The following is a 23,310-nucleotide window of genomic DNA, read 5'->3' as shown; positions in this document are numbered from 1 at the left end:
GCGATAAGCGCACCAAGGAGGTATTCGCTGTGTACCTCTAAAGGATGAACAGGCTTGCGGAGCGAGGGTTTGCGCGAAGTATGGATGCAGTGGATGGGGGTTTATCAGTCAGACGCATGAACGCGGCACTGTTGCCCAGCCTGCAACACTGCATGTCTGGAATCGCTGTTTTTCCTTTGGACTCAAGCGCTTATTCTGACCGGGCTTTCAAGGGAAACCGCCTGACAGCAAACAGCGATGCCGTGTGATCAGTCCACGCCATTGGCAACCGTTTTCAGATGAATCGAAGGTTTCGACTCATCGCCCCGTGTTCACTGACGTTGATTTGTAGCTCCTTGATCCAACGTCTTGCTTTGGCCGCTGCGTTTGCAGCGGCCTTTTTTATGGGCGATGGTTTTTTGAGGGATGGCGGGGCTCAGGCGAGCCCTGCCGAAAGCGAAGGAATCAGAGCGCGTATTTCTGCAAATTCCCCATCATCTCCTTTAGCGCTTCAATGTTGTCCTTCGGATGCGCTGCCCCTTCGAAATCACAAATCTGCTGCCAGTGCGCCGCCACATCTTCCGGTGAGAAACCGACCCGTGGATCGAACCCGGCACCGAGGCTGCGCTCCCAGCGCACCTTGCCCATCCAGCCGCCGCCGACTTCAAACAGCCCAGAGGTTTCCTGGCAATTTTCACTGGCGAGGTACACCACCAGCGGGCTGACCAACTCCGGTTTGAGTTGTTCGAACACTTGTGGCGGGATCAGGCCTTCGGTCATGCGGGTGCCGCCGGTGGGGGCGATGGCGTTGACCAGGATGTTGTTTTTGCGGCCTTCGATGGCCAGCGTGCGGGTCAGGCCATAGAGGCCGAGTTTGGCCATGCCGTAGTTGGACTGGCCGAAGTTGCCGTAGATGCCCGAGGTCGACGCCGTGAAGATCACACGACCATAGTTTTGTTCGCGCAGGTGCGGCCATGCGGCGCGGGTGACTTTGTAGGCGCCTTCGACGTGGACGCGGTAAACCACGTCCCAATCGGCGTCGTCCATTTTGTGAAAGGTCTTGTCCCGCAGGATCCCGGCGTTGTTGACCACCACGTCGACACGACCAAAGACGTCGAGGGCATGTTGCACCAATTTGTCGCCATCGGTGACGGAGTCATGGTTGGCTTCGGCGATACCACCGGCCTCGCGGATCTCAGCCACGACACGGTCTGCGGCAGATGCGTTGGCGCCTTCGCCTTGAGCCGAGCCGCCGAGGTCGTTGACCAGCACCTTCGCTCCCTGTTTCGCGAACAACAGCGCATGGGCGCGCCCGAGGCCGCCACCGGCCCCCGTGATGATCACGACTTTATCTTCGAAGCGCACAGGCTCATTCATTGGGGGACTCCAGCAGGCCAAGGGACAATGAGTCCGAGTCTCAGGCAAGGCGCTGCGGGTCACAATGAACACAGCTGAGGCTGAATGGTGCTCGATAAGGCTGGGGGATGATGAGTGCGTGGACCGAGTCACGGCCCATCGCCAGCAAGCCGGCGCCTACAGGACCGGGGGGCTCCAAACTCATCTGACACCACAAAAACACTGTAGGAGCCGGCTTGCTGGCGATGGCGATCTGACAGGCACCACAAGCTCCAGCAAGTTTGCGGTGATGCCTACGAGCAGGCCGCCTTCAGCGGCAGCGAAACCAGCCGGTCGCGAAACGCCAGATAGTGTTTCAGCACTTGCGCTGGCGCTTCCGTTTGCGGGTAATGGCCAATGCCGGGCAACAGCACCGTATCCGGTTCAGGGATCAACTCCCGATAGCGCTCGACCATGTGCGCGCCGGAGATCGGATCGTCCTCGCCATCGATGACCCGCAACGGCACATCACCGCGCTGCATCGCGCTGATCCAACGATCGCGCTGGACGCGTCGTTCGGGAATGTAGGCAATCAGTTTATGCAGGATTCGTGGCCCGTGATTGCTGTCCACCAGGCTCCAGAAGTCATCCATCTCACTCTCGGTAGGACGGCTCTGCGGTCCGAAGATCTGTCGGAAACTCTTCACCAGTGCATCCCGGGAAAAGGCTCGGCCGATCATCCATCCCAGCGGGCTGAGCAACAGTTTCTGCATCAGTACCGGGCGGTGGGTTTCCGGAAACAGGCCGCCATTGAGGAACACGCAACTGCCAAGATGAATACGCGACTCGTAATGCCGGGCCAACAGTTCCTGAGCCACGCTGTCACCATAATCGTGGGCCAGCACGTGCACCGTTTGCTCCACATTCAAATGCGCCAGCAATGCCTGTTGCAGATCGGCTTGCTCCAGCAGGCTGTATTCGTGGTCCACCGGTTTGTCGGAATCACCGAAGCCAAGCATGTCGCAAGCGATCAGCCGATAGCGCTGGGCCAGAGGCTGCCACAGGTAATGCCAGTCCCAACTGGCGGTCGGGAAGCCATGGATCAGCAGCAGCGGTTCACCCTGCCCTGCTGTCCAGTAACGAACGGCCCGGCCACGAAATACGAACGTCTGGCCGCGTTTGCGCCAGACACACAGAGGGATCTCGGGAAGTGGCATCAGAGTCTATAACCCGGGTCTTGTTGATCGAGTTTGCGCAGCAACGCTGGCCAGGCCAGTGCGCCGCCCATGCCTTGTGCACTTTTGGTGACGCCGGCGATCATCGCCTTGGCGCCCGCCAGAATCTGCGGTTCGATAGCGATCAGTTCAGCGCCACCGCTCTGCGCCATCACCTGGATATCGCAGGCGCGCTGAAAGGTGAACATCATCAGGAACGTATCGGCGATGGTGCCGCCACAGGTCAGCAGACCGTGGTTGTGCAGCATCAGGAAATTGTTTTCACCGAGGTCGGCTTGCAGCCGCGCCTTCTCTTCATGGTTCAGCGCAACGCCTTCGTAGCCGTGGTAGGCCAGGCTGGACAGGACAAACAGCGACTGCTGACTGATTGGCAGAATGCCTTGCTTCTGCGCCGACACCGCAACCCCCGACGCCGTATGGGTATGCAGCACGCACACCACATCGTGACGAACTTCATGCACGGCGCTGTGGATGGTGTACCCCGCCGGGTTGATCTCGTAAGGGCTGTCCATCAGCTTGTTGCCGGCCTGATCGACCTTCACCAGGCTCGACGCCGTGATCTCGTGAAACATCAGCCCGAACGGGTTGATCAGGAAGTCTTCGGTGCCGGGCACCTTGGCGGAAATGTGGGTGAAAATCAGATCGTCCCAACCATGAAGGGCGACCAGGCGATAACAGGCCGCCAGATCGACGCGGGTCTGCCACTCGGCGGCGCTGACCTGGTCTTTGACGCTGGGGGACGATTGGAGGGGGGCTACGCTCACGGCAGGAACCTCGTTTTTATTATGGAGTGCATCCAATGACTACCGAGTCTAGTCAGCCCTCGAGGTTCGTGTAGTTGCATTGGCAGCCAGCTTGATGACCTAGCGAGTCAGTGCGCAGACAAGCCTGGATCCATGTCAAAACACCGACGCCAGCAACGGCGCAGCGCCCCCGTTCAACCGCCCCGTCAGAACCATGCCCCCCTCTCCGTCAAGCGATCAGCAAGCCTGACTTGCACGGCTCAGCGAACCACCAGTCAACCGCGCAGGGCCGTGACCAGTTCCGCCAGCCAGGGCTCGGCATCGGTTTCCGGTGTAACGCTTTCGCTGGCGTCCAGACGCAACATCGGCAGCACTTCGCGGATGCCCAGCTCGCCGAACAGTTCACGCATCAGTTCGCCACCGCCGCAGAACGTATCGCCATAGCTCGCATCGCCCAAGCCGATGACCGCGCCCGGCAAACCACGCCAGGCCGCCGGCAATTGATCGCGGATGGCGAAATACAAGGGTTGCAGGTTGTCCGGCAGTTCACCCATGCCGGTGGTCGAAGTCACCGCCAGAAAGGCTTCGGGGCCGAAAGCCTGGACATCGGCGAGGCTCGCACGCGGGTTGTGAAAGGTTTCGAATCCCGCAGTTTTCAAAATGTTCGCAGCGTGGCGGGCGACTTCTTCTGCCGTGCCGTACACCGAGCCGGAAAGGATGGCGACTTTCATCAATCTGATCCTGAAGCTGAATAAAAGACCGGGATATTAACAGCACAGACCCCATTGTTCTTTTAGAATGCTGAACGTCAATCAATAAGGAAGGGATTCTTCAATGATCAACGCGCAACTGCTGCAGATGGTGATTAACGCGTCCAACGACGGCATCGTGATCGCCGAAAAGGAAGGCGAACAAGACAACATTCTGATTTACGTCAACCCGGCGTTCGAACGCCTGACCGGTTATACCAGCGAAGAAATCCTCTACCAGGATTGCCGCTTTCTGCAGTCAGGCGACCGCGATCAGGAAGCACTGCCATTGATTCGCGAGGCGCTGGCCAGCGGCGGTTCCTGTCGGGAAATCCTGCGCAATTACCGCAAGGACGGCACCCCATTCTGGAATGAGCTGTCGCTTTCCACGGTGAAAAACCCGAACGACGGTCAGACTTATTTTGTCGGCGTGCAAAAAGACGTGACCGTTCAAGTCAAGGCGCAGCAGCGGGTGACGCAGTTGGAGGCGCAAGTGGCCGAGCTTCAAAAAGAGCTTGCCGCGCTAAAAGCGACGAACGGCGAAAACAAAACCGTGAATTGATTGTCATTAACTACAATCACCGTTGGCTTTGTAACTATTTCTTTCGAGCAGATCATGCAGCGCGACGCACTCCTGACCCAGGATGAGCTGGATTTCATCCAGACCATGCAACATAACCCGCAACTCAATGTGCGGGATGCGACGTCGAGCCTGCTCGTCAACGGTGGTTCGCAAATCCGTGATTTGCTCACGCGCCTTGCCGCACATGAGCAGGTCACCATCCAGGCCAATTTCGAAAATCAGCAAATGACCTTCCCGTTGCATCTGGTGGAAGACGAGTTTCATGCGCTGCATTTACGTCTTGGCGTCCCCAGCATCTATGAAGACGGGCCAATGGTACGACCATGGCGCCTGGTACTCGACGAACCGGTTGCCCTGGAAAATGCCAGTGGCCAGCCCGGTACGATGTGGGTGCACGAAGTGTCGTTCAAAGGCGTCTTGCTGGAAGTTCGCAACAGGACCAAACCGCCCAAACATTTCGCGTTGTGGTTCAGCCCGTCAGGCTATGAACGGATCGCGATGCGTGGCACCTTCGAGAAGGAAACCGACAACGGTTTCTACGCGTATCAGTTGAGTCAGAGCGACACCGACGAAACCGAGCGCCTGCGCCAGTACATCCTTCAGCAGCATCGGCTGACGCATCCCGCCATGCACCTTTGATTCAGGTATCCAGGCTACCCGCCAGGAACTGTTTCAGACGCTGCCGCATCATCATTCCCTCCTTACCCAGACAACCAATGGACGATCCGCTCAGGCTCTCCTGCGCCAGATCGGACGCATCGCCGGCAAGCATCAACTGGCAATCCAGGCTCATGGCCAGCCGATTTAAACGCCGCGCCAGCTCAGGGGCGGGTGCGTGGTTGGACACCAGCACCAACGCCTGGGGCCTGACTCTTTCGCAGACAAGGGTCAATTCGTCGAAGGGCTGACCGAGCGCCAGCACTTGAATCGCCGAATCGACACTGCTCAGAAAAAGCGCCGTGAGGAGCACTTCAAGCTCACGACTTTGATCGTTCAGGGCAGCGACAATCACGCGACGCGGCTGCATGACACGCACCAGCAGCAGGCGCTGCAACACGCGAGAACGCAGGAAGCCATCCAGGAAAAGCCACTCGCTTGTCTGACCGAACCCTTCATGGCGTTGAAGCAATTGCTGCCAGAGCGGAATCAGAATGTCCTGGAACGCCACCGTCAGGGGGTAGCTGGAAAAGATCTGTCCATAGACCTGCTCCAGCTGGACCTCATCGAATGCGCTGACGGCCGCTTTGACCTGTTCCTGCCACTGCGCGTAATCCACTTGCACCAGTTCATTGGGGATGAGGTGCGACAGCGCCTGAAGCGGCGCGGTCCTGGCCAGGATCTTGCCGACCTTGCTGACGGCAACGCCGCGGTCGAGCCAGGCGAGGATACTGTGGACCCGCTCGATATCGGCCACCGCGTATAACCGATGCCCGCTTTCGGTGCGCTTAGGCTGGATCAGGCCATAACGGCGCTCCCATGCCCGCAGCGTAACCGGGTTGACGCCCGTCAGCCGAGATACCTCGCGAATCGGAAACAACTCCTCCTGTTCAATCGGAACAGAGGTCTGAGTACCAGCGACATCGTCAGTCAGGACAGGCATGTGTCAGATCAACGTCCGTATCTAAATTGGATCCTATTCTAACTCTCTTGCCCCATGATCATTCAAGGCTTAGATGAGCAACGATTATCAGGGGCATAACCTGTAGAATCCGGAATAATCCTTGCTTGTTCCGAGACGCAGCCCACCACCCCGGCGCTGCGCCTGGCGAAACTCCTATCCGGAGTGACGCGTTGTCCATACGGAGATACATAATGTCTACCTCACCCGTCACGCTGATGGTTGCGCGCCGCGTCGCCGATGGGCGTTATCAGGACCTGATGGCCTGGTTGCGCGAAGGCGAACAACTGGCTACCGATTTCCAGGGTTATCTCGGCTCAGGCGTGCTCGCCCCGCCGCCCGACGATGACGAATTCCAGATTATTTTCCGCTTCGCCAACGAGCAGACCATGCACGCCTGGGAGCATTCCGCTTCGCGTACCGCCTGGCTTGCACGCGGCAGCGACCTGTTTGCGCATAAGACAGAACATCGCGTGAGCGGCATCGAAGGCTGGTTCGGCGCTGCCGGCCAACGTCCGCCACGCTGGAAACAGGCCGTGGCAATCTGGCTGGCGTTCTTCCCGGTGTCGTTGTTGTTCAACTTTTTGCTGGGGCCGCTGCTCGGCGAAATGAGCCTGCTGCCTCGGGTGTTGATCAGCACGTTGTGCCTGACGCCGTTGATGGTTTACTTCTTCATCCCACTGTCGACCCGGATGTTGGCCAGTTGGCTGCAAGGCGCGCCGACACGGCGATTGCCAGCCAAACCCACCACCCAAAATCAATGAGTTCTCTTGTGGGAGCGGGCTTGCTCGCGAAGGCGGCCTTTCAGTCAAAATATGTAGTGACCGATGCACCGCCTTCGCGAGCAAACCCGCTCCCACACGAGCCGGTTTTGCACAATAGGTGAACGCGGCCGCTCGCTGGTATAGTTTTGCTCTTACCGCGACGCGAGCCGTTCATGACTTCTTCATCCGCCCCGATCCTCATTACCGGTGCCGGCCAGCGTGTCGGCCTGCACTGCGCGCAGCGTTTGCTCGAAGACGGTCATGCCGTGATCTTCAGCTATCGCACTGAACGCCCCGGCGTACAGGCATTGCGTGACCTGGGCGCGACGGCGGTATTTGCGGACTTTTCCACCGAAGCCGGGATCCTGGCCTTCATCAGTGAACTGAAAAACCACACAGACAGTTTGCGCGCGATCATCCACAACGCCTCCGAATGGCTGGCCGAAACGCCGGACACCGACGCCGCAGCGTTTACCCGCATGTTCAGCGTGCACATGCTGGCGCCCTACCTGATCAACCTGCACTGTGCCGACTTGCTGCAACGCTCGACCCCGGCGGACATCGTGCACATCACCGATGACGTCACACGCAAGGGCAGCAGCAAGCACATCGGCTACTGCGCCAGCAAAGCCGGGCTCGACAGCCTGACCCTGTCCTTCGCGGCGAAGTACGCGCCTGACATCAAGGTCAACGGCATCTCCCCCGCCCTGCTACTGTTCAATCCTGACGACGACGCGGCGTACCGCGCCAAGGCTCTGGCCAAATCCGCATTGGGTATCGAACCCGGTAGCGAAGTGATCTACCAAAGCCTGCGTTACTTGCTCGACAACCCTTATGTCACCGGCACGACCCTGACCGTCAACGGCGGACGGCACCTCAAGTAAGGTGCCCCGCGAGGATATTTCATGACGTTATCCCGGCCCCAGAATGCCCTGTCCCAGAACTACCGCGAGATCCTCATCGGCCTCGGTGAAAATCCCGACCGCGAAGGCCTGCTCGATACACCGGCGCGCGCAGCCAAAGCCATGCAGTACCTGTGTCATGGTTATGAGCAATGTGTCGAAGAAATCGTCAACGGCGCGTTGTTCGCCTCCGATAACGATGAAATGATCATTGTCGACAACATCGAGCTGTACTCGCTGTGTGAACATCACCTGTTGCCCTTCATCGGCAAGGCGCATGTGGCTTATATTCCGACGGGTAAAGTGCTGGGCCTGTCGAAGATTGCGCGGTTGGTGGACATGTTCGCCCGTCGTCTGCAAATCCAGGAAAACCTCACCCGGCAAATCGCCGACGCGGTGCAACAGGTGACCGGTGCCGCGGGTGTCGCGGTGGTCATCGAAGCACAGCACATGTGCATGATGATGCGCGGCGTCGAGAAACAGAATTCGACCATGAACACCTCGGTGATGCTCGGCGCCTTCCGCGAGTCGAGCAACACCCGCCAGGAGTTCCTGCAATTGATTGGACGGAGCAAGTAGCAATGCCACAACTTCAACCAGGAATGGCACGCATCCGGGTCAAGGACCTGTGCCTGCGGACGTTCATCGGGATCAACGAGGATGAAATCCTCAACAAGCAGGATGTGTTGATCAACCTGACCATCCTGTACGCCGCTCAGGAAGCGGTGCGTGACAACGACATCGATCACGCGCTCAATTACCGGACCATCACCAAGGCGATCATCGCTCACGTGGAAGGCAATCGCTTCGCCCTGCTCGAGCGTCTGACCCAGGAAATTCTCGACCTGGTCATGGCGAATGAATCGGTGCTGTACGCCGAGGTCGAAGTCGACAAGCCCCACGCCCTGCGTTTCGCCGAGTCGGTGTCGATCACCCTGGCTGCGAGCCGCTGACCGCGTCTGGCGCATCGTGCGCCAGGCTTTTATCATCTCGCGCACGACTTATTCCCACAGAGCCCATCATGACTGACCAACAACGCCTCGAACTTGAAGCCGCCGCTTTCCGCCGGCTGGTCGCGCACCTGGACAGCCGCAAGGATGTGCAGAACATCGACCTGATGAACCTCTCGGGTTTCTGCCGCAACTGCCTGTCCAAGTGGTACAAGGCCGCGGCAGATGAACGCCAGATCGAGGTCAGCCTCGACGACGCCCGCGAAGTGGTCTACGGCATGCCGTACGCCGAGTGGAAAGCTCAATACCAGCAAGAAGCCAGCGCCGAACAACAAGCGGCGTTCGCCAAAGGAAAACCCAATGAGTGATTTGAACACCCTGCGCGCCAGCCTCAAAAGCGGCGAACACGTTTTTGCCGACACCCTGGCGTTCATCGCCACGGGCTACGACTACCAGCCCCAGGCCTTCAACAACGGCGGCGTGGAAAATGCAGCCGGGCAGAACGAAGGTTCGTGCAAGACCTTGGGTCTGGCGCTGCTGGAAGGCCTGAGCGATGAAGAAGCGCTGTTGGCGTTTGGCGAGCATTACCGCTCGGTTGTGGCCACGCCTGAAGGCAGTGATCACGGCAATATCCGTGCGTTGATCGCCCATGGATTGGCTGGTGTGAAGTTCTCGCAGCAACCGCTGACACGCCGCTAAATTGTCACCTGCACCAATCCCGTAGGAGCCGGCTTGCTGGCGATGGGGCCTTGAGCCTTGCATCGCCCCTGCGGACGCCATCGCCAGCAAGCCGGCTCCTACGGGGGTTAACGTTTTTCCATCCACATCCCGACTTTTAAGATTGACCCGCCAACTTTATTTCGTTTGCCGGACACCGCTGCTCGCGGCTTAGATAAAAAGAAGAATCCCTTCTTCAGAGTCGGTCATCCATGAGCAGCGAATCCATCAGTCGGTCGATCAACATCGTTCATCCCGTCACCCTCAGCCACGGCAAGAATGCCGAGGTCTGGGACATCGATGGCAAACGCTACATCGACTTTGTCGGCGGCATCGGCGTGTTGAACCTCGGCCATTGCCACCCGCGCATCGTCGAGGCCATTCGCGAGCAAGCCACCCGGCTGACGCACTACGCGTTCAACGCGGCGCCGCACGTGCCTTACCTCGACTTCATGGATCGCCTGGCCGCGTTCATTCCGGTGGATTACCCGGTCAGCGGCATGCTCACCAACAGCGGTGCGGAAGCGGCGGAAAACGCCTTGAAAATCGTCCGGGGCGCGACCGGTCGTACAGCCGTCATTGCCTTCGACGGCGCCTTTCACGGACGCACACTCGCCACGCTCAACCTGAACGGCAAAGTCGCGCCCTACAAACAGAAAGTCGGCGTACTGCCCGGTCCGGTGTATCACCTGCCCTTCCCCAGCGAAGACAACGGCGTGACCTGCGCCGAAGCGCTGAAGGCGATGGATCGCCTGTTCAGTGTCGAAATCGATGTCGACGACGTGGCGTGTTTTATCGTCGAACCGGTGCAGGGCGAAGCCGGCTTCCTGGCCATGGACGTCGAGTTCGCGCAGGCACTGCGACGCTTCTGCGACGAAAAAAACATTCTGCTGATTGCCGATGAAATTCAGTCCGGGTTCGGCCGCACCGGCCAGCGCTTTGCGTTTTCTCGCCTGGGCATCGAGCCCGACCTGATCCTGCTCGGCAAAAGCATCGCGGGCGGTGTGCCGCTGGGTGCGGTGGTTGGGCGCAAGTCGCTGCTCGACACGTTGCCCAAGGGCGGACTGGGCGGCACTTACTCGGGCAATCCGATTGCTTGCGCTGCCGCGTTGGCGACGCTGGATGAAATGACCGACGCCAACCTGCACGCCTGGGGTTCGCAGCAGGAAGAAACGATCGTCAGCCGCTATGAAGCCTGGCGCACCAACAAGGTTTCCCCTTATCTCGGACGCCTGACCGGTGTCGGCGCCATGCGCGGCATCGAACTGGCCAACGCAGACGGCACACCCGCCCCGGCGCAGCTGACACAACTGTTGGCCCTGGCGCGAGAAGCCGGGTTGCTGCTGATGCCCAGCGGCAAGTCGCGCCACATCATCCGGCTGCTGGCGCCGTTGACCACGGAGCCGGTGGTGCTGGAAGAAGGCCTCGACATCCTGGAGGCGTGCCTGAAAAAGCTGACCTGATCCCTGTAGGAGCCGGCTTGCTGGCGATTCAGTCGACTCGGTATGACAGGAGCACCGCGTCGTCTGGATCGCCAGCAAGCCAGCTCCTACAGGTAAAACCAAATGAGCTGCACAAAAAAACCGGCCGAAGCCGGTTTTTTCATTTCAACAGAATCAGAACGAAGCGTTCTGCAGACCGTCGAGGTAACGCTCGGTGTCCAGTGCCGCCATGCAACCGGCGCCGGCCGAGGTGATCGCCTGACGGTAAACGTGGTCAGCCACGTCACCGGCCGCGAAGATGCCCTCAACGTTGGTCGCCGTCGCATTGCCTTCACGACCGCCGTGCACCACCAGGTAGCCGTCTTTCAACGTCAGCTGACCTTCGAACAACGAGGTGTTCGGGGTGTGGCCGATGGCGATGAACACGCCGTCGACTTTCAGCTCGTCGAAGCTGCCGTCGTTGTTTTTCAGGCGAGCACCGGTCACGCCCATGTTGTCGCCCAGGACTTCGTCCAGGTTCGAATTCAGCTTCAGAATGATCTTGCCTTCGGCAACGCGGGCATTGAGCTTGTCGATCAGGATCTTCTCGGCGCGGAAGGTTTCGCGACGGTGGATCAGGGTCACGGTGCTGGCAATGTTGGCCAGGTACAGCGCTTCTTCGACAGCGGTGTTACCGCCACCGACCACGGCCACTGGCTTGTTGCGGTAGAAGAAACCGTCGCAGGTTGCGCAGGCCGAAACGCCTTTGCCCATAAACGCTTCTTCCGATGGCAGGCCAAGGTAACGAGCGCTGGCGCCGGTGGCGATGATCAGGGCATCGCAGGTGTAGGTCGCGCTGTCGCCAGTCAGGGTGTAGGGCTTGGCAGCGAAGTCCACGGCATTGATGTGATCGAAAACGATCTCGGTTTCAAAGCGCTCGGCGTGCTCTTTCATGCGTTCCATCAGCGCCGGGCCGGTCAGGCCGTGGACGTCGCCCGGCCAGTTGTCGACTTCGGTGGTGGTGGTCAGTTGACCGCCGGCCTGCATGCCGGTGATCAGCAGTGGCTTGAGGTTGGCACGGGCGGCATAGACCGCTGCGCTGTAACCGGCAGGGCCGGAACCGAGAATAATCACTCGCGAATGACGGACTTCAGACATGACCTGCTCCTGTTGACCGGCCCGGAACACCTGGCGCGGAACGCCGGGTTGCCGGCGGGAATAAAAAAGGACCGTTGAAAGCACTTGGGGAAGGCTTGAACTCGACAGTCCTGTAAAAAGATTGGGTGCAGCGTATCGAGGGGGCGAAGATTAAGGAAATACGGTTTAACAATCCAGCTCATAGGCGGTCTCTATCCGGTTGCCGCTTATATATAGGCGCCTTTGTTACAGTTGATGTCGATGCTGCGACCGCGCTTTCGCCCGTCAGGCAAAGCCGGTAAGGTCGGCGCGTTTCCCCTCTGCTCGGAGCACGATATGCCCGCCCCTGTTCTGTCCGGCCCGCAATACCTGCGCGAAGGCCTCAAGCTGGTCCTGAGTCCCAGCCTGCGTTTGTTCGTGTTGTTGCCGCTGGCAATCAATCTGGTGCTGTTCGTCGGATTGATCTATCTGGCCGGCCATCAATTCAGCCTGTGGGTCGATACGCTGATGCCGTCCCTGCCCGACTGGCTGAGTTTTCTCAGTTACGTGCTCTGGCCGATCTTTGTCGTGCTGGTGGTGTTGATGGTGTTCTTCACCTTCACCATGCTGGCCAACGTCATCGCCGCGCCGTTCAATGGCTTCCTGGCGGAAAAAGTCGAAGTGGTGGTACGCGGTACCGACGACTTTCCCTCTTTCAGCTGGGGCGAACTGATCGCCATGATCCCACGCACCCTGGCTCGGGAAATGCGCAAACTCGGCTACTTCCTGCCGCGGGCGCTCGGGCTGTTCATCCTCTCGTTCATCCCCGTGGTGAACATCATCGCCGCGCCGTTGTGGCTGCTGTTCGGGGTGTGGATGATGGCGATCCAGTACATCGACTACCCGGCGGACAACCACAAACTCGGCTGGAACGAGATGCTCGCCTGGCTACGCGAGAAACGCTGGCAGAGCATGAGTTTCGGCGGCAGTGTTTATCTGGTGTTGCTGATTCCAGTGGTCAACATTTTGATGATGCCGGCAGCCGTGGCGGGTGCGACGTTGTTTTGGGTAAGGGAGCGTGGCGCTGAAGCCATCACGGTGGAGCAGCGCTGAAAGGCGCCCTCCAGCCCTGTGGGTGATTCAACGGTGGATAACCCACACGCCGAAAAGAGCCAGTGCCCAAAGCAACGCCCCCGGAACCATAAACAGATAATTCAACGCGCTGAAGCGTGAATTGCTCAGGCCCTCTGGATCATTGGCGGCTAAGTTGATCATCGGTTGCCCTTTGCTCACGACAAAGGCCCTCAACGGGATCATCAACAGCAACCAACCGCCCAGAAATGCGAATTCATCGACGCGCCTTGCTACGGCATCGAGCAGGTTGGCACCGACCGTCAATACGACGAAAACGGTCGCCCACTGCTCAAAGTCCCAGTCAACGGTGCGACCGCCGCCACGAATTTTTTCATTCGCACGACGGTACAACTGGTGAATGAAAAAAATGCACAACAGACCCCGTGCCCACGGCCAGATATCCGCCTGCGTGGCGCGCTTGTACAGGCTCCAGTTCTTGTACGACCAGTAATAAAAATAGAGGCCGAACGTGAGCGTGGCCAGCGTCATGAGCTTGGCGGGCGACACGACATAAAAACCGCAAGGCTGCTCGACGACGCGTTCAAGGGGGGCCAATGGCGGGGCATAAACATTGTCGGACACGGTTGCTTCCCTGATAAATGTGTAGACCAAGGCTAACGACCTGCCGACCGAAAAATTGAGTACGTCGCCCTGGAATCTTCGTCACAAATCCATCATCGAAATGCCACAACGACGACACGGCCTCAGCCGACACTGAGGTCATGACGACAGCTCTGCATATCACCCTGATCACTGAAACTTTCCCTCCCGAAATCAACGGCGTGGCCAATACCCTTGGCCGCTTGTGCGACGGTTTGCGCGCGCGCGGGCATCAGGTGGAACTGGTGCGGCCACGGCAAGGTTGCGATCAGCAACTGGGCAGCGATGATGAATTGCTGCTGTGCCGAGGCTGGCCGTTGCCGGGGTATCCGGGGTTGCAATGGGGCCAGTCGTCGATGCACAAGCTGCTGCGGCGCTGGAAACGTCACCGCCCGGACGTGCTGTACATCGCCACGGAAGGACCGCTGGGCCTGTCGGCGCTGCGCGCGGCACGGCGTCTGGGCATTTCGGTGGTCAGCGGCTTCCACACCAATTTCCAGCAGTACTCCAATCAGTACGGGCTCGGCTTGCTCACCCGCCTGCTGACTCACTACCTGCGCTGGTTTCACAATCGCTCGACCCTGACCCTGGTGCCGAGCGTCAGCCAGCGACTGGAACTGGAGCGCCGGCATTTCGAGCGCCTGGCGTTGTTGTCTCGCGGGGTCGACAGCCAGTTGTTTCACCCGACCAAACGCCTGCCATCGCTGCGCGAACAGTGGGGGCTGGGCGAGAAAGACATTGCGCTGATTCACGTAGGACGTTTGGCGCCGGAGAAAAATCTTGGCTTGCTCAAGCGCTGTTTCGACACGCTGGCAGCGACTTATCCACAGCGAAACATAAAACTGATCATCGTCGGCGACGGCCCGCAACGAGCGGCGCTGGAGCAGGCACTGCCCGGGGCGATTTTCTGCGGTTCACAACGCGGCGAAGCCCTGGCCAGCCACTATGCGTCCGGGGATGTTTTTCTGTTTCCAAGCATGACCGAAACCTTCGGCAATGTGGTGCTTGAGGCATTGGCTTCGGGGCTGGGCGTGGTGGCTTACGATCAGGCTGCGGCGGCGCAGCATATCCGTCACGGCTACAACGGCGTGCTGGCGATGCCAGGGGATGAAGAGGCGTTCAGCGATGCAGCGGCGTGGTTGCTGGAGGAGCGCGAAACCTTGAGGTGCATAAGGCTCAATGCACGTCAGCATGCGAGTCGTCAGGGTTGGGCGGCGATTATCGAGCAGTTCGAGGGGCAGTTGCGGGGGGCTTGCGTTGGGGAGTCAGCGATACCGAATGCACGGACCATCCCCTGAATCTTCGGTGATTTTCAGTCAGTCATCGCGAGCAAGCCCGCTCCCACATTCGACCGTGTATCACTGAAGGAACTCGGTTAAATGTGGGAGCGGGCTTGCTCGCGAAGAGGCCCTTCCAGACGCTACTTAAACCAGCGTCATCAACGCCTCACGGCTGAACGGCAGGATGTCCTCCTCGCGACCATCACGCACTTTCTGCGCCCAGTCCGGGTCCACCAGCAGCGCACGCCCTACCGCCACCAGATCAAACTCATCATTGTTCAAACGCTCCAGCAGCTTCTCCAGGCTGGCCGGCTGCGCGATCTTGTCGGTGTTGACCATGAACTGCAGGAACTCGCCATCCAGGCCAACGCTGCCCACGGTAATGGTCGGCTTGCCGGTCAGTTTGCGCGTCCAGCCGGCCAGGTTCAGCTCCGAACCGTCGAACTCCGGCTCCCAGAAACGGCGCGTCGAGCAGTGGAAAATGTCCACGCCGGCGTCGGACAGCGGCTTGAGAAACTCACCCAACGCTTCCGGGGTTTGCACCAGACGCGCGGTGTAATCCTGCTGCTTCCACTGGGAAAAACGGAAGATGATCGGGAAGCCTTCACCGACCGCTGCACGCACCGCCTGAATCAGCTCGATGGCGAAGCGCGAACGGTTGGCCAGGCTGCCACCGTATTCGTCGGTACGCTGGTTGCTGCCTTCCCAGAAGAACTGATCCACGAGATAGCCGTGTGCACCGTGGATTTCCACACCGTCCATGCCGATGCTTTGCGCGTCTTTGGCGGCTTGGGCGAACGCGGCGATCACGTCCTGGATGTCTTGTTTGGTCATGCCGTGAACCACGACCTGGCCATCCTTCAATTTTTCCGACGGACCGTAACCCGGCACACTCGCGTCCGGCTCGGTGCCGATGCGACGCACGCTGCCGACATGCCACAGCTGCGGAACGATCTTGCCGCCTTCGGCGTGCACCGCGTCGACGACTTTCTTCCAGCCGGCCAGCGCGGCCTCACCGTAGAAGTGCGGCACGTTCGGATAGCCGTTGGAGGCCTTGTGGCCGACAGTGGTGCCTTCGGTGATGATCAAGCCAACGCCTGCAGCGGCGCGACGACGGTAGTACTCGATCACTTTGGAATTGGGTACGCCGCCCGGCGAGAAGGAGCGGGTCATCGGGGCCATGACAACACGAGTCGGCAGTTCGAGGGTGCCGAGGTGGAACGGTTTGAACAGGGCTTTTACTGGCATGGAGCGCTCCACGAAAACGATATCGACGGGATGAGATTTTATGACGGCGATAATATGCGCAGTGGTTAGCGATGCACAGCACTATTGATTTCAGTGATTAAGATCTAAAAGATTAGACGTACTGTAGGAGCCGGCTTGCTGGCGATGGACTCGATAACACCGCGGGGGATCAGGCTGTGCGCGTTATCGTTGACGACCATCGCCAGCAAGCCGGCGCCTACAACGGGGATTTCAGCTCAGGGCTTTTTCAATCGCCTGAATGACACTCGGATCATCCGGCGCCGTACGCGGCGAGAACCGCGCCAATACGCGACCGTCCTTGCCCAGCAGGAATTTTTCGAAATTCCAGGTGATGTCACCCGGGAACTCGGCACCCTCGCCCGCCAGCAGACGGTACAGCTGATGACGATCATGACCGTTGACTTCCAGCTTGCTGGACAACGGAAAGGTCACGCCATAGTTGAGGCTGCAGAACTCCTGGATCTCCTGCTCGGTGCCCGGCTCCTGTCCGGCAAACTGGTTGCACGGCAGGCCCAGCACGCTGAAGCCTTTACTTTTGTATTGTTGGTAGAGGTTTTCCAGCGCCGCGTACTGTGGGGTCAAGCCACATTTGGAGGCAACGTTGACCACCAGCACGACGTTCCCCTTGAAGGGCGCCAGCGGAAGCTCCTGACCATCCAGGGCTGTCAGTTTAAGGTCGTGAAAAGCACTCATGACGAACTCCAAATTCCCGTGTTCTTCTCGAAACAGCCTCTTGGCGGTGTCACCAGGGACAGCCGCGGACTAAAAAGGCGCCCTCGGGCGCCTCTCCAGTTCTCGAAAGCTTAGCGCAGAAAATCAGTGGTGATGGCCACCTTCGCCATGGACGTGACCATGAGCGATTTCTTCCTGGCTGGCGTCACGGATTTCGATGATCTTGACCTGGAAATTCAGGCGCTGACCGGCCAACGGGTGGTTGCCGTCGACGGTGACATCGTCGCCGTCCAGATCACGAATGGTGACGATCTGCATCTGGCCGTCCGGAGCGGAAGCGTGGAACTGCATGCCCACTTCCAGTTCGTCGACGCCTTCGAACATGCTGCGGCTCAGGGTGCTGACCAGTTCGGCAGCGTATTCGCCGTAAGCATCTTCAGGTTCAACGGCTACGGTCAGCTCGTCGCCGACTGCTTTGCCTTCCAGTGCCTTTTCCAGGCCCGGGATGATGTTGCCTGCACCTTGCAGGTAGACCAGCGGCGCGCCGCCGGCGGAGCTGTCGATGACCTCACCAGCGTCGTTGGTCAGGGTATAGTCGATGGAGACAGCCTTATTGGCGGCGATCAGCATGGGGCGAGACCTTTTGCATAAGAATTTAGAAAGACCAAGTTTAGCGAAGCAATCGTCCGAAAGCGAACACAACCCGGACAGACGGATCGCGGCGAAAGACTCGACGGTCACCGGTTTTCATCAGGACGAGGACGGGCACTGGGTGGCCGAGCTTTCCTGCGGCCACACCCAGCACCTGCGCCACCAGCCACCCTGGCAATCCCGGGCCTGGGTGCTGGACCCTTTGCAGCGTAATGAAAAAATAGGCCAGCCCTTTGAATGTGGTTGGTGCGCACAAGGCTCGGTTAGCGATAACCTTGGCGACTGAAGTTCGGTAGATCGTCAAATATAGATGATCACCTGGCGGCCCGTACGGCCTTTGCGTCAGATCAAACTCGGATGCCTGAAGTCCATAGCCAAGGCGCTGTGACGAGTCATAGCTCGCTATGGGGAGGAACAGCAACGCAGGGTATGGATTTCAGGCGCCGAATTTGACTGACAGCAAAGGCCACACGGGCTGCCCACATGCACCCTTAGAGAATCCGCATGCAAACTTTTTTTATCGCGCCCACCGATTTTGGTGTGGGTCTGACCTCCATCAGCCTCGGGCTGGTGCGTACCCTTGAGCGAGCCGGCCTCAAGGTCGGCTTTTTCAAACCGATCGCCCAGCCCCATCCGGGCGACACCGGGCCTGAGCGCTCCACCGAACTGGTGGCACGCACTCACGGTTTGAAACCGCCTCAGCCGCTGGGACTGGCTCACGTCGAGCGCATGCTCGGCGACGGTCAGCTCGATGAACTGCTCGAAGAAATCATCACGCTCTATCAGCAAGCCGCCATCGGCAAGGACGTGCTGATCGTCGAAGGCATGGTCCCGACCCGCAGCGCCAGTTACGCCGCGCGGGTCAATCTGCATTTGGCCAAGAGCCTCGACGCCGACGTGATCCTGGTCTCGGCGCCGGAAAACGAAGTGCTCACCGAACTCTCCGGCCGCGTGGAATTGCAGGCGCAATTGTTCGGCGGTCCGAAAGACCCGAAAGTCCTCGGCGTAATCCTCAACAAGGTCAAGACCGACGAAAGCATGGACGCCTTCGCCGCGCGCCTGAAGGAGCATTCGCCCTTGCTGCGCAGCGGTGATTTCCGTTTGCTCGGCTGCATCCCATACCAGCCGGAACTGAACGCGCCACGTACTCGCGACGTCGCCGACCTGATGGGCGCGCAGATTCTCAATGCCGGCGATTACGAAACCCGGCGCATGACCAAAATCATCATCTGCGCCCGCACCATGCGCAACACCGTGGAGCTGCTCAAGCCCGGCGTGCTGGTGGTGACGCCTGGCGATCGCGACGACATCATCCTCGCCGTCAGCCTCGCCGCCATGAACGGCGTGCCGCTCGCCGGCCTGTTGCTGACCAGCGACACCCTGCCCGACCCGCGCATCATGGACCTGTGCCGTGGCGCATTGCAGGCCGGTTTGCCCGTGTTGTCGGTGAGCACCGGCTCCTACGAGACCGCCAACCAGTTGAATGGCCTGAACAAGGAAATCCCGATCGACGACCGCGAGCGTGCGGAGATCATCACCGACTTCGTCGCCAGCCACCTCGATGCCAACTGGCTGCACCAGCGTTGCGGCACGCCAAGGGAAATGCGCCTGTCGCCGGCAGTGTTCCGCTACCAGCTGATCCAGCGCGCCCAGGCCGCCAACAAGCGCATCGTGCTGCCCGAAGGCAGCGAACCGCTGACCGTGCAAGCGGCAGCGATCTGTCAGGCGCGTGGCATCGCCCGTTGCGTGCTGCTGGCGAAACCGGAAGATGTCGAAGCCGTCGCTCGTGCGCACGATATCGAGCTGCCGCCAGGCCTGGAGATTCTCGATCCGGACCTGATTCGCGAACGCTACGTCGAGCCCATGGTTGCCCTGCGCAAAAGCAAAAGCCTCAATGCGCCGATGGCCGAGCAACAACTGGAAGACACCGTGGTCATCGGCACGATGATGCTGGCGCTGGATGAAGTCGACGGCCTCGTGTCCGGCGTCATCCACTCCACCGCCAACACCATCCGCCCGGCCCTGCAGCTGATCAAGACTGCGCCGGGCTGCACGCTGGTGTCGTCGGTGTTCTTCATGCTGTTTCCCGAAGAGGTGCTGGTCTACGGCGACTGCGTGATGAATCCGCATCCAAGTGCCAGCGAGCTGGCCGAGATCGCCCTGCAAAGCGCTGACTCGGCGGCCGCGTTTGGCATCACCCCGCGCGTGGCGATGATCAGTTACTCCAGCGGCGAATCGGCCAGCGGCGAGGAAGTCGAGAAGGTGCGGGAAGCGACGTTGCTCGCCCACGAACAACAGCACTCGCTGCTGATCGACGGTCCGTTACAGTACGACGCCGCCGCCAACGAAACCGTCGCCCGGCAACTGGCGCCGAACAGTCAGGTCGCCGGTCGAGCCACGGTGTTCGTGTTCCCCGACCTGAACACCGGCAACACCACGCACAAGGCCGTGCAGCGCAGCGCCGACTGCGTGAGCCTCGGGCCGATGCTGCAAGGCCTGCGCAAACCGGTGAACGATCTGCCGCGCGGCGCGCAAGTCGATGACATCGTCTACACCATCGCGTTGACCGCGATTCAAGCTGCCAACCGACCTTTGGATCTTTAAATGCTGGATTCCCTGCCTGCCGCCGTGCGCGGCGTGATTGCATCGTTGTTGCTGGCCCTGAATACGATTTTGCTCTGCTCGTTTCTGTTTTGCGTGGCGATTTTCAAGGTGTTGCCCTTCGCCCTCACCCAGCGCTTCACGCGCTGGCTGATGAGCCATACCCATGAGGCCTGGATCAGCAACAACAAGGCCTGGATGAACCTGGTCTGCCGCACCCGCTGGCACCTCAGCGGTCTTGAAGGTCTGGACTATCAACATTCGTACCTGATCACCAGCAACCATCAGAGCTGGGTCGACATCATGGTGCTGCAGTACGTGCTCAACCGTCGCATTCAGCCGCTGAAATTTTTTCTCAAGCAAGAGCTGATCTGGGTGCCGGTGATAGGTCTGGCATGGTGGACGCTGGGCTTTCCGTTCATGAAACGCTACTCCAAGGCCTACCTGGAAAAGCACCCGGAGAAGAAAGGCAAGGACCTGGAAACCACCCGCAAGACCTGCGCGAAGTTTCGCAACAACCCGGTGGGGATTTTCAATTTCGTTGAAGGCACACGCTTCACCGAAGGCAAACATGCCCAGCAGAAATCACCGTTCAAGTACCTGCTCAAACCCAAGGCCGGCGGCATTGCGTTTGTGCTGGATGCGATGGGCGAGCAGCTGGAGTCGATCGTCAACGTGACGATTCACTATCCCGGCGGGCGTCCTGGGTATTGGGATTTGCTCTGTGGGAACGTGAAAGATGTAGTGGTGCATTTTCAGGAACTGAAGATTCCGCCGCAGTTCATCGGCAAGAACTACGACCAGGATGGGGAGTATCGATTGCAGTTTCAGGGGTGGATCAATCAGCTGTGGCTGGACAAGGATGCGTTGCTTGAGCAGATGCATCGGGAGTATCCCGGAAAGTAATTGGTTGGCTGTACCGGCCTCTTCGCGAGCAAGCCCGCTCCCACATTGGATCTTCATGAGACACCAATGTTGTGTACGACAATAATCCAATGTGGGAGCGGGCTTGCTCGCGAAAGCGTCCTTCCAGTCACAAAAAAAACCGCCGATGATCACTCATCGGCGGTTTTTTTATTGCGCGGCTAACGCTTAGATCGCGCCACGCTTGCGCAGCAGATCCAGCACTTGCTTGACGCTTTCTTCCAGTGTCAGAGACTGGGTGTCGACCACGAGGTCGGCGTCCAGCGGCACGTCGTACGGGAAGGAATCGCCCGGGATGTTATCCCCGCCCGCGGCGTACAGGCCTTGCGGGTCACGTTCGGCACAGACCGTCGGCGAGGCCTGGACGTAGACCGTCAGCAGACGCTCCTTGCCGATCAGCTCCCTGGCTTGCTCACGACCTTCGGCACTCGGCGCAACGAAGGCTGCCAGCGTCAGCAAACCGGCTTCGTTGAACTGACGCGCAACGTGCGCGGCACGGCGCCAGTTCTCGGTGCGCCCGGCGCGATCCTGTGGCAGACCTTTGTTCAGGTCATGACGCAGGTTCTGGCCATCGAGCACGAATACCGCACGGCCCATGTCGAACAGTTTGCGTTCAACCGCGTAGGCCAGGGTGCTTTTGCCTGCGCCCGACAAGCCGCTGAACAACACGGTGGCTGGCTGCTGGCCGAAACGCTGAGCGCGCTCTTCGGTGGCAACGTGCGCCAGTTTGCCGTGGTGCGTGCTGCTGCCATGCGCCAACGGCTGAGCGATGATCATGCCAGCGGCAACGGTGCCGTTGGTCAGACGATCGATGACGATGAACGAACCGGTGGTGCGGTTGCTCGCGTAACCGTCCAGTGCGATGGCGGCGTCGAGGCTGACCTTGACCCGGCCGATCTCGTTCAGTTGCAGCGCACTGGCCGGACCTTCTTCCAGGGTGTTCACGTCAACGCGGTTGACGATGCTGGTGATCGAACCCGGCACGTAACTCGTGGCGCGCTTGATGTCGTACTTCTTGCCCGGCAGCATCGGTTCTTCGGCCATCCACACCAGCATGGCATCGAAGGCGTCAGTCACTTGCGGCTGGTTGTCGGCGTGCACCAGCAAGTCGCCGCGAGAGATGTCGATCTCGTCTTCCATGGTCAGCGTGACCGCTTGACCAGGACCGGCATGCTCCAGCTCACCCTCGAAGGTGACGATGGATTTGACACGGCTGCTCTTGCCCGACGGCAGCACAACGACTTCATCGCCCTTGTGCACGACGCCGCTGGCCAGGGTGCCGGCGAAACCACGGAAGTTCAGGTTCGGACGGTTGACGTACTGCACCGGGAAACGCAGGTCGGTGTAGTTGCGGTCGCTGGCGATCTCGACGGTTTCAAGAATTTCCATCAGCGACTGGCCGGTGTACCACGGCGAGCGATCGGACTTGTTCACCACGTTGTCGCCCTTCAGCGCCGACATCGGCACGAAGGCCATGGTGGTCGGCTTGAACGCGATGCCTTCGGCGAACTTCAGGTAGTCGGCCTTGATCGACTCGAACACGGTTTCATCGAAGCCGTTGAGGTCCATCTTGTTGATGGCGACCACGATGTGCTTGATGCCGAGCAACGAGGCGATGAAGCTGTGGCGACGGGTCTGGGTCTGCACGCCGTAACGGGCGTCGACCAGGATGATCGCCAGGTCACAGGTGGACGCACCGGTGGCCATGTTGCGGGTGTACTGCTCATGGCCAGGGGTGTCGGCGATGATGAATTTGCGCTTGGCGGTGGAGAAATAGCGGTAAGCGACATCGATGGTGATGCCCTGCTCACGCTCGGCCTGCAGGCCGTCGACCAGCAACGCCAGGTCGATGTCTTCACCGGTGGTGCCGACTTTTTTCGAGTCACGGGTAATGGCTTCCAGGTGATCTTCGTAGATCATCTTGGAGTCGTGCAGCAGGCGCCCGATCAGGGTGCTCTTGCCGTCGTCGACGTTGCCACAGGTCAGAAAGCGCAGCATTTCCTTGCGTTCGTGCTGGCCCAGGTAGGCGAGGATGTCCTCGCTGATCAAATCAGATGCGTGCGACAT

25 protein-coding genes are annotated in these 23,310 nt (G+C 59.6%); 14 read left to right on the top strand and 11 right to left on the bottom strand.

What is annotated here, in order from left to right:
- Positions 1–444 precede the first annotated feature (444 nt).
- The 4 genes from PMI01S_RS04345 to PMI01S_RS04330 form a co-directional block, all read right to left on the bottom strand.
- Complete coding sequence (locus PMI01S_RS04345) at positions 445–1,356, bottom strand: SDR family oxidoreductase (RefSeq protein ID WP_084318145.1); 912 nt, start codon at positions 1,354–1,356, stop codon at positions 445–447.
- 272 nt (positions 1,357–1,628) lie between these two features.
- On the bottom strand, positions 1,629–2,531 hold the full coding sequence (locus tag PMI01S_RS04340) for an alpha/beta fold hydrolase (protein ID WP_084318144.1): 903 nt from the start codon (positions 2,529–2,531) through the stop codon (positions 1,629–1,631).
- Complete coding sequence (locus tag PMI01S_RS04335) at positions 2,531–3,313, bottom strand: class II aldolase/adducin family protein (protein WP_084318143.1); 783 nt, start codon at positions 3,311–3,313, stop codon at positions 2,531–2,533. The genes PMI01S_RS04340 and PMI01S_RS04335 overlap by 1 nt, the downstream gene beginning before the upstream one ends.
- A gap of 254 nt (positions 3,314–3,567) precedes the next feature.
- Positions 3,568–4,023, bottom strand: coding sequence for a flavodoxin (locus PMI01S_RS04330; RefSeq protein ID WP_084318142.1), 456 nt, complete (start codon positions 4,021–4,023; stop codon positions 3,568–3,570).
- Positions 4,024–4,126: 103 nt separating this feature from the next.
- Between PMI01S_RS04330 and PMI01S_RS04325 the strand changes: the two genes are divergently transcribed.
- Together PMI01S_RS04325 and PMI01S_RS04320 are read left to right on the top strand one after the other, a co-directional pair.
- A complete protein-coding gene (locus tag PMI01S_RS04325) occupies positions 4,127–4,603 on the top strand; it encodes a PAS domain-containing protein (protein ID WP_084318141.1) in 477 nt (158 codons plus the stop codon).
- 54 nt (positions 4,604–4,657) lie between these two features.
- Positions 4,658–5,263, top strand: coding sequence for a hypothetical protein (locus PMI01S_RS04320; RefSeq protein WP_084318140.1), 606 nt, complete (start codon positions 4,658–4,660; stop codon positions 5,261–5,263).
- 1 nt (position 5,264) lies between these two features.
- Here the strand turns inward: PMI01S_RS04320 and PMI01S_RS04315 are convergent, their stop codons facing one another.
- Positions 5,265–6,224, bottom strand: coding sequence for a MerR family transcriptional regulator (locus tag PMI01S_RS04315; RefSeq protein WP_084318139.1), 960 nt, complete (start codon positions 6,222–6,224; stop codon positions 5,265–5,267).
- Positions 6,225–6,436: 212 nt separating this feature from the next.
- Here PMI01S_RS04315 and PMI01S_RS04310 point away from each other — a divergent pair, with 212 nt between their 5' ends.
- The 7 genes from PMI01S_RS04310 to PMI01S_RS04280 all read left to right on the top strand — a co-directional run bounded on the left by PMI01S_RS04310 (position 6,437) and on the right by PMI01S_RS04280 (position 11,038).
- Positions 6,437–7,006, top strand: coding sequence for a putative antibiotic biosynthesis monooxygenase (locus PMI01S_RS04310; protein ID WP_084318138.1), 570 nt, complete (start codon positions 6,437–6,439; stop codon positions 7,004–7,006).
- Positions 7,007–7,179: 173 nt separating this feature from the next.
- Positions 7,180–7,890, top strand: coding sequence for a dihydromonapterin reductase (folM, locus tag PMI01S_RS04305; RefSeq protein ID WP_084318137.1), 711 nt, complete (start codon positions 7,180–7,182; stop codon positions 7,888–7,890).
- 21 nt (positions 7,891–7,911) lie between these two features.
- Positions 7,912–8,487, top strand: coding sequence for a GTP cyclohydrolase I FolE (gene folE / locus PMI01S_RS04300; protein WP_008026971.1), 576 nt, complete (start codon positions 7,912–7,914; stop codon positions 8,485–8,487).
- Between the two features lie 2 nt (positions 8,488–8,489).
- Positions 8,490–8,861 carry a dihydroneopterin triphosphate 2'-epimerase gene (gene folX / locus PMI01S_RS04295; protein ID WP_008026970.1) on the top strand — a complete coding sequence of 124 codons (372 nt, stop codon included), beginning with the start codon at positions 8,490–8,492 and terminating at the stop codon, positions 8,859–8,861.
- A gap of 68 nt (positions 8,862–8,929) precedes the next feature.
- Positions 8,930–9,226 carry a DUF1244 domain-containing protein gene (locus PMI01S_RS04290; protein WP_008026968.1) on the top strand — a complete coding sequence of 99 codons (297 nt, stop codon included), beginning with the start codon at positions 8,930–8,932 and terminating at the stop codon, positions 9,224–9,226.
- Positions 9,219–9,557 (top strand): HopJ type III effector protein, encoded by a 339-nt coding sequence (locus tag PMI01S_RS04285; RefSeq protein ID WP_084318136.1) that lies wholly within the window; start codon positions 9,219–9,221, stop codon positions 9,555–9,557. The genes PMI01S_RS04290 and PMI01S_RS04285 overlap by 8 nt, the downstream gene beginning before the upstream one ends.
- Before the next feature lie 230 nt (positions 9,558–9,787).
- Positions 9,788–11,038 carry a 2-aminoadipate transaminase gene (locus tag PMI01S_RS04280; protein ID WP_084318135.1) on the top strand — a complete coding sequence of 417 codons (1,251 nt, stop codon included), beginning with the start codon at positions 9,788–9,790 and terminating at the stop codon, positions 11,036–11,038.
- 153 nt (positions 11,039–11,191) lie between these two features.
- Here the strand turns inward: PMI01S_RS04280 and trxB are convergent, their stop codons facing one another.
- Positions 11,192–12,154, bottom strand: a complete 963-nt coding sequence (trxB, locus tag PMI01S_RS04275; protein WP_084318134.1) for a thioredoxin-disulfide reductase — start codon at positions 12,152–12,154, stop codon at positions 11,192–11,194.
- A 315-nt stretch (positions 12,155–12,469) separates the two neighbouring features.
- Here trxB and cysZ point away from each other — a divergent pair, with 315 nt between their 5' ends.
- The gene (cysZ, locus tag PMI01S_RS04265; protein WP_084318133.1) at positions 12,470–13,225 is read left to right on the top strand and encodes a sulfate transporter CysZ; all 756 of its coding nucleotides are present in this window, start codon (positions 12,470–12,472) and stop codon (positions 13,223–13,225) included.
- A 27-nt stretch (positions 13,226–13,252) separates the two neighbouring features.
- Here cysZ and PMI01S_RS04260 read toward each other — a convergent pair whose 3' ends face one another.
- Positions 13,253–13,828, bottom strand: a complete 576-nt coding sequence (locus PMI01S_RS04260) for a hypothetical protein (protein ID WP_084318132.1) — start codon at positions 13,826–13,828, stop codon at positions 13,253–13,255.
- 140 nt (positions 13,829–13,968) lie between these two features.
- Between PMI01S_RS04260 and PMI01S_RS04255 the strand changes: the two genes are divergently transcribed.
- Positions 13,969–15,144 carry a glycosyltransferase family 4 protein gene (locus tag PMI01S_RS04255; RefSeq protein WP_084318131.1) on the top strand — a complete coding sequence of 392 codons (1,176 nt, stop codon included), beginning with the start codon at positions 13,969–13,971 and terminating at the stop codon, positions 15,142–15,144.
- Positions 15,145–15,270: 126 nt separating this feature from the next.
- Here PMI01S_RS04255 and PMI01S_RS04250 read toward each other — a convergent pair whose 3' ends face one another.
- From PMI01S_RS04250 to PMI01S_RS04240, 3 genes are all read right to left on the bottom strand, one after another.
- Positions 15,271–16,374, bottom strand: coding sequence for an NADH:flavin oxidoreductase (locus PMI01S_RS04250; RefSeq protein ID WP_084318130.1), 1,104 nt, complete (start codon positions 16,372–16,374; stop codon positions 15,271–15,273).
- 231 nt (positions 16,375–16,605) lie between these two features.
- On the bottom strand, positions 16,606–17,088 hold the full coding sequence (locus PMI01S_RS04245) for a glutathione peroxidase (protein ID WP_084318129.1): 483 nt from the start codon (positions 17,086–17,088) through the stop codon (positions 16,606–16,608).
- Positions 17,089–17,211: 123 nt separating this feature from the next.
- Positions 17,212–17,697: an FKBP-type peptidyl-prolyl cis-trans isomerase gene (locus PMI01S_RS04240; protein WP_084318128.1), complete on the bottom strand. Its 486-nt coding sequence runs from the start codon at positions 17,695–17,697 to the stop codon at positions 17,212–17,214.
- On the opposite strand from PMI01S_RS04240, the gene PMI01S_RS04235 reads away from it, so the two are divergent.
- The 3 genes from PMI01S_RS04235 (at position 17,666) to yihG (ending at position 21,225) form a co-directional block, all read left to right on the top strand.
- Positions 17,666–18,004, top strand: coding sequence for a DUF3565 domain-containing protein (locus PMI01S_RS04235; protein WP_084318127.1), 339 nt, complete (start codon positions 17,666–17,668; stop codon positions 18,002–18,004). The two genes, PMI01S_RS04240 and PMI01S_RS04235, sit on opposite strands and share 32 nt — an antisense overlap.
- Before the next feature lie 218 nt (positions 18,005–18,222).
- A complete protein-coding gene (gene pta, locus PMI01S_RS04230; RefSeq protein ID WP_084318126.1) occupies positions 18,223–20,322 on the top strand; it encodes a phosphate acetyltransferase in 2,100 nt (699 codons plus the stop codon).
- Positions 20,323–21,225: a 1-acylglycerol-3-phosphate O-acyltransferase, YihG family gene (gene yihG, locus PMI01S_RS04225; protein WP_084318125.1), complete on the top strand. Its 903-nt coding sequence runs from the start codon at positions 20,323–20,325 to the stop codon at positions 21,223–21,225. It begins immediately after the preceding gene.
- A gap of 186 nt (positions 21,226–21,411) precedes the next feature.
- On the opposite strand, the gene cysN is transcribed toward yihG, so the two are convergent.
- A complete protein-coding gene (gene cysN, locus PMI01S_RS04220; RefSeq protein ID WP_084318124.1) occupies positions 21,412–23,310 on the bottom strand; it encodes a sulfate adenylyltransferase subunit CysN in 1,899 nt (632 codons plus the stop codon).

The organism is Pseudomonas migulae NBRC 103157 (assembly GCF_002091715.1).
GTDB lineage: Bacteria > Pseudomonadota > Gammaproteobacteria > Pseudomonadales > Pseudomonadaceae > Aquipseudomonas > Aquipseudomonas migulae_A.
Note: the sequence above shows the minus strand (reverse complement) of the source record. Positions and strands in the feature narration are given on the sequence as shown.